Origin of the sequence: Carboxydocella sp. JDF658 (assembly GCF_002049395.1) — a bacterium.
In the GTDB taxonomy this organism is placed as follows: domain Bacteria; phylum Bacillota.
The window spans coordinates 1-4,488 of sequence record NZ_BDLR01000089.1 but is presented as its reverse complement, the minus strand read 5'-3'; the positions used below and the strand labels follow the sequence as shown (position 1 = coordinate 4,488).

The window sequence follows — 4,488 nt, the reverse complement described above, 5'->3', positions numbered from 1 at the left end:
ACTTTCGGATAGGCCATGGTGACGGTAGCAGTAGCCTTGATCGCCGGACCGTGAACATGCCCACTGGCTCCTTCTACCCCGGAAGGAATATCCACCGCCACAATCGGCTTCCCGCTGTCATTGACCAGGTTAATAACCTGACCTATATATTCCGGCACCGAGCCCTGAAAACCGGTACCATAAATGGCATCAATAATGATATCGGTATAGAGCAGGGCAACCTTGACGGTATTGAGACTGGACGGCTGCCCGGCATAATGGACTTTGTAACCCAGGTTATGTAATATCTCCAGGTTGAGGCGGGCATCGCCCCGGATTTCCTCAGGAGCTGCCAGAAGCAAGGTTTTGACCTCCATACCCCGGTTGAGCAGATGGCGGGCCACTACCAGTCCATCCCCACCATTATTGCCTTTGCCCACCAGAATGGTAGCCCTTTTGCCCCGTAATTCCCCCAGCAATTTTTCCACAGCCTGTACCACCTGGACTCCGGCATTTTCCATCAACACTGCTCCAGGAATGCCCAGCTTCTTTATCGCCAGCTGATCCAGCTGTCTCATCTCCTCCGGTTTCAAAACCAGCATTTCAAACACCTCCTGGTTTCCTTAGAGCCAGAGCAAAAGCGACCGCATAGTCCTGACAGTGGGATAGGGAAAGCTGAATCTCCCCTATGCCCAGGCGGCGGGCCTGCTGCTCCGCCTCCCCGGTCAGTCTCACCACCGGACGGCCTGTTTCGCTACGCCCTATCTCGATATCCTGCCAGGAGACCACTCCCAGGCCTGTCCCCAGCGCCTTGGCCACCGCCTCTTTGGCAGCAAAACGAGCTGCCAGTACAGCCATCCTATCCCGCCGTCCTTCATAAATCCTTTTTTCAGCGGCCGTCAGCACCCGCTGGCTAAAGCGGCCACCGCTTTTTTCTTCTGCCCGCCTGATGCGCTCTATGGCAATGATATCGGTACCGATGCCGACAATCACTTTCCCACCTCCGCAAAAGCCGACCCCCAGCGCATCTGCTGGGGGTAAGCTGTTCAAACCTACATGCCGAGAATTTTCTTCAGTTTTTTGGCATTGGCCCGGCTGACGGGAACCTCGCTTTTTTCCTGGTCTTCTACGATCAAGGTATAGGTGCCATTGAAGAATGGCACAATTTCCCTGACTTTATGCAAATTGACAATATAACAACGATGAGTGCGGAAAAAGACCTGGGGATTGAGGCGTTTTTCCAGTTCCTTCAGGGTGTATCTGGTAAAAAGTCTGTCCGAAAAGGTTTTAATATAAACATAGTCCTGTTCTGTAAAAGCATAAATGATATCCGCTTCATTGACCAGCACCGTTTTACCCTGTTTTTCCGCCGGAATGCGGTCAATTTTGATATTGCCGGGCACCGGACCTAAAGCTGGTCCATCATCAGCACCCCTTTCTTCCGCTCCGGCTTCATCTGCTTTTTGCTGCTGTTGCAAGATGGCTTTTTCCACTTTGGCAATAGCCCGGGCCAGCCGCTTTTCATCAATGGGTTTGAGCAGATAATCAATGGCCTCGACATCAAAAGCCTTAACTGCGTATTCATCATAGGCAGTAACAAAAATGATTTTGGGGGGTTTGGGCAATTCCCGAATTCGGGCCCCCAGCTCCAGGCCGTTCATGCCAGGCATTTCAATATCCAGGAACAAAATGGAGTAATCCAGGGCCTTAATCAGAGTCATAGCCTCCTGAGCATTGGTTGCCTCCCCTACCACCTCGACATTATCAAACTGCTGCAAGAGAAAACGCAGCTCTTTCCGGGCCGGATATTCATCATCTACGATTAAAGCCTTCAACTTCATGCCTTTCCCCTCCCACATGTTTCTCTTTCAGTAAGGGTACCCGTACCGTAACAGTAGTGCCTTTGCCCTCTTCGCTGACTATCTTCAGGCCGTGGTCTTCCCCAAACAGGCCTTTCAGGCGTTCATGGACATTGGACAAACCTACCCCGTTGCCAGAGCCATAACCAGGGGTCAGAACCAGGGGCAGTTTTTCCCTGGGTATGCCCACTCCATCATCCCGGATCACGATTTCCAGCTCACCATCCACCTTTCGGGCAGAAATCTGCACTGCTCCTTTGCCCATTTTGGGTGTAATGCCATGCTTGATGGCATTTTCCACTAGCGGCTGGATGGTCAACACCGGCACCTGATACTGCAATAACTCGGGGTCAATATCCCGCAGGATTTTTAACTTTTCCCTGAAACGCGCTTTCTCCAGAACCAGATAGGTATTGACATATTCCAGCTCTTCTTCTAAAGTATTGAACATTTGATGTTTTTTCAAGGCATGGCGGAAAAAAGCGGCCAGGCGGATTAATAGGCGCCGGGCTGTTTCGGGATTGGTACGGCTGAACATAATGATAGTATTAAGAGTATTAAAAAGAAAATGGGGGTTAATCTGGGCATGCAGTGCCTGAAGCTCGGCACTGGTCACCAGCTGGGCTTGCCTGTCCAGCTCCGCCAGTTCCATCTGTACCGCCAGAAGCTGGGCAATCCCCACTGCCAGTTTGATGACATGGGGCGGAATTTTGCCCTGTTTGGTCTGGTAGAGCTTGACACATCCCACCACTTTCCCCTGGCATTTCAAAGGGGCGATAACCGCTGCTTCCAGGGGACAGTCACAATCCTTGACCGGGCAGCGCAAATTCTCCTTGTTCTCTACGATTTTTAGTTCACCTGTAGCAATCACCTGTTTGGTGGCATGGGTCAAAATCAAACGTCCCGGCTGATGTCGTTCACACCCGGCTCCCACATAGGCCAGCACCTTTTCCCGGTCGGTAATGGCCACAGCGGCTACATCAGAGATCTTCTGAATAATTTCCGCCGTCTTGCGGGCCGTTTCCTCATTCAGCCCCCGGCGCAAGACCGGCAGGGTTTCATTGGCGATTTGCAGTGTAGGGTCCACCGGCTGGTCATCCAACCGTACTGTCACAACCCTGCGCCTGGCGGCATAATCCAGAGCGATGTAGGCTCCGACTCCGTTTATTATCGCCAGAAAACCACCGGTTAACCAGAGGTTGCTGTTAAATCCAGCCAGGAGGAAGAGGGTTTCCAGCAGGGTAATTCCTAATCCAATGGCAATTGCCTGTCCAACTCGCATGCCCTCACCTCAATATGCTTCAGGATATTAAACTGTATATTCTACTTACAAGGTTTTTTTCCTTTTAATTTTTATTATACTACAGTTTTTTTCTTTTTCCCACAAAAAAAGGGGGGATTCTCCCCCCGATTACCGGAAGCAACTTCTTTCCACCTTGCATTATTTTCTCATCCGCTGCCCCCGGGACGAAAAAAATCACTAAACACCTCTGCCAGCTGGGATTGAGGCAAATCAAAAACTGTACCCGTTTCCGGCAAAACTTCTTCCCGGAAAAAGGCGGGCAGGTCATCATCCTCCGGTCCGAAGCCGGCCTGGCGGTTGAATTCCAGTTCCATGGCCAGTACCTCTTTGCCCAGCTCCAGCAAATCCCGCTCCTGCCAATTGTTGCCATTGAAGTAGGTAAGTTGCTGGGCCAGGGGACCCACGTTATCCGGCGTGGGACCAACAAAAATACATACTCCGAGAGCATCACAGGCAGCACTGATTATCTGCAGCTGCCGGCTTAAGTCCACCTGGCCAGCAGCTTGCTTTGTATCCAGACCACCCCGGCCTGGCAAACAGTTCCCGGCAGTATGATCCGCTCCCATGGGCGAGGTAGCATAGGTTACACCTGTTCCCTTGAGGGCCCGCGGATCATAGGCAGAGAGGCTCTGGCCCTTGACTGCAGGTACCCTTTTTACCCCCAGCACCTTGCCAACGGTAGCCGCTCCCTGTCCCAGCAGACGGCCCCGCACTGTCCCGGCCCCCACTTCTTTCAGCAATTCCTCCACCCCGGCAGTATCACCGAAGGCAAGCAGACCGCCTTCCATGGCTACCCCCAGAGCAGCGCCTGTTTCCATGGTATCCATGCCCAGGTCATCACAGAGCCGGTCAAAACGGGCAACAGCATCAATATCTCCAATCCCCAGGTTGGACCCCAGGAGACAGAGGGTTTCATATTCCAGTGCGGAAGTGAGATACTGGCCCTGTTCATCATGATAGATGTTGGAACAGCGGATAACACAGCCCCGGTGACAGGCATGAGCTGTGCGGCCACCCCGGGCGGTAGCCCTGGCCTCCAGTTCCTCTCCGGACAGTTTTTCCGCCAGTTCAAACCGTCCCTGTCGGTAATTGCGGGTGGGTAACCCGCCGATCCCATTGATGACATTAACCAGCATGGCAGTACCAAACCGGGTCAGGGCTTTTTTGCCCTTGATCAGCCCTTCCGACCAGGCCCGCATGGCAGCAGTAAATTGCTCCGGCTGAGCGGCAGGCCGGGAAACGCCATCCTTGCCCACCAGCACAATGGCCTTCAGCCCCTTGCTGCCCATCACTGCCCCCATGCCCCCGCGGCCGGCATGGCGGGAAGGCAATCCTTCCCGGTTGGTC

Annotated in this window: 5 protein-coding genes; all 5 read right to left on the bottom strand. The window is 53.1% G+C overall.

The window, feature by feature from the left end; translation table 11 throughout:
* The coding region (locus JDF658_RS11270; protein ID WP_079907705.1) for an NAD(P)H-hydrate epimerase at positions 1 to 581 on the bottom strand (581 nt) is incomplete at its 3' end.
* Between the two features lies 1 nt (position 582).
* Entirely contained in the window at positions 583 to 972 is a 390-nt protein-coding gene (gene acpS / locus JDF658_RS11265; protein WP_079907703.1) for a holo-ACP synthase, read from the bottom strand.
* 59 nt (positions 973 to 1,031) lie between these two features.
* A complete protein-coding gene (locus JDF658_RS11260) occupies positions 1,032 to 1,820 on the bottom strand; it encodes a LytTR family DNA-binding domain-containing protein (protein ID WP_078664519.1) in 789 nt (262 codons plus the stop codon).
* Complete coding sequence (locus tag JDF658_RS11255) at positions 1,792 to 3,120, bottom strand: histidine kinase (protein WP_078664518.1); 1,329 nt, start codon at positions 3,118 to 3,120, stop codon at positions 1,792 to 1,794. Before JDF658_RS11255 ends, JDF658_RS11260 begins: the two co-directional genes overlap by 29 nt.
* A 167-nt stretch (positions 3,121 to 3,287) precedes the next feature.
* A partial coding sequence (locus JDF658_RS11250; protein ID WP_079907701.1) for an aldehyde ferredoxin oxidoreductase C-terminal domain-containing protein occupies positions 3,288 to 4,488 on the bottom strand: 1,201 nt, incomplete at its 5' end.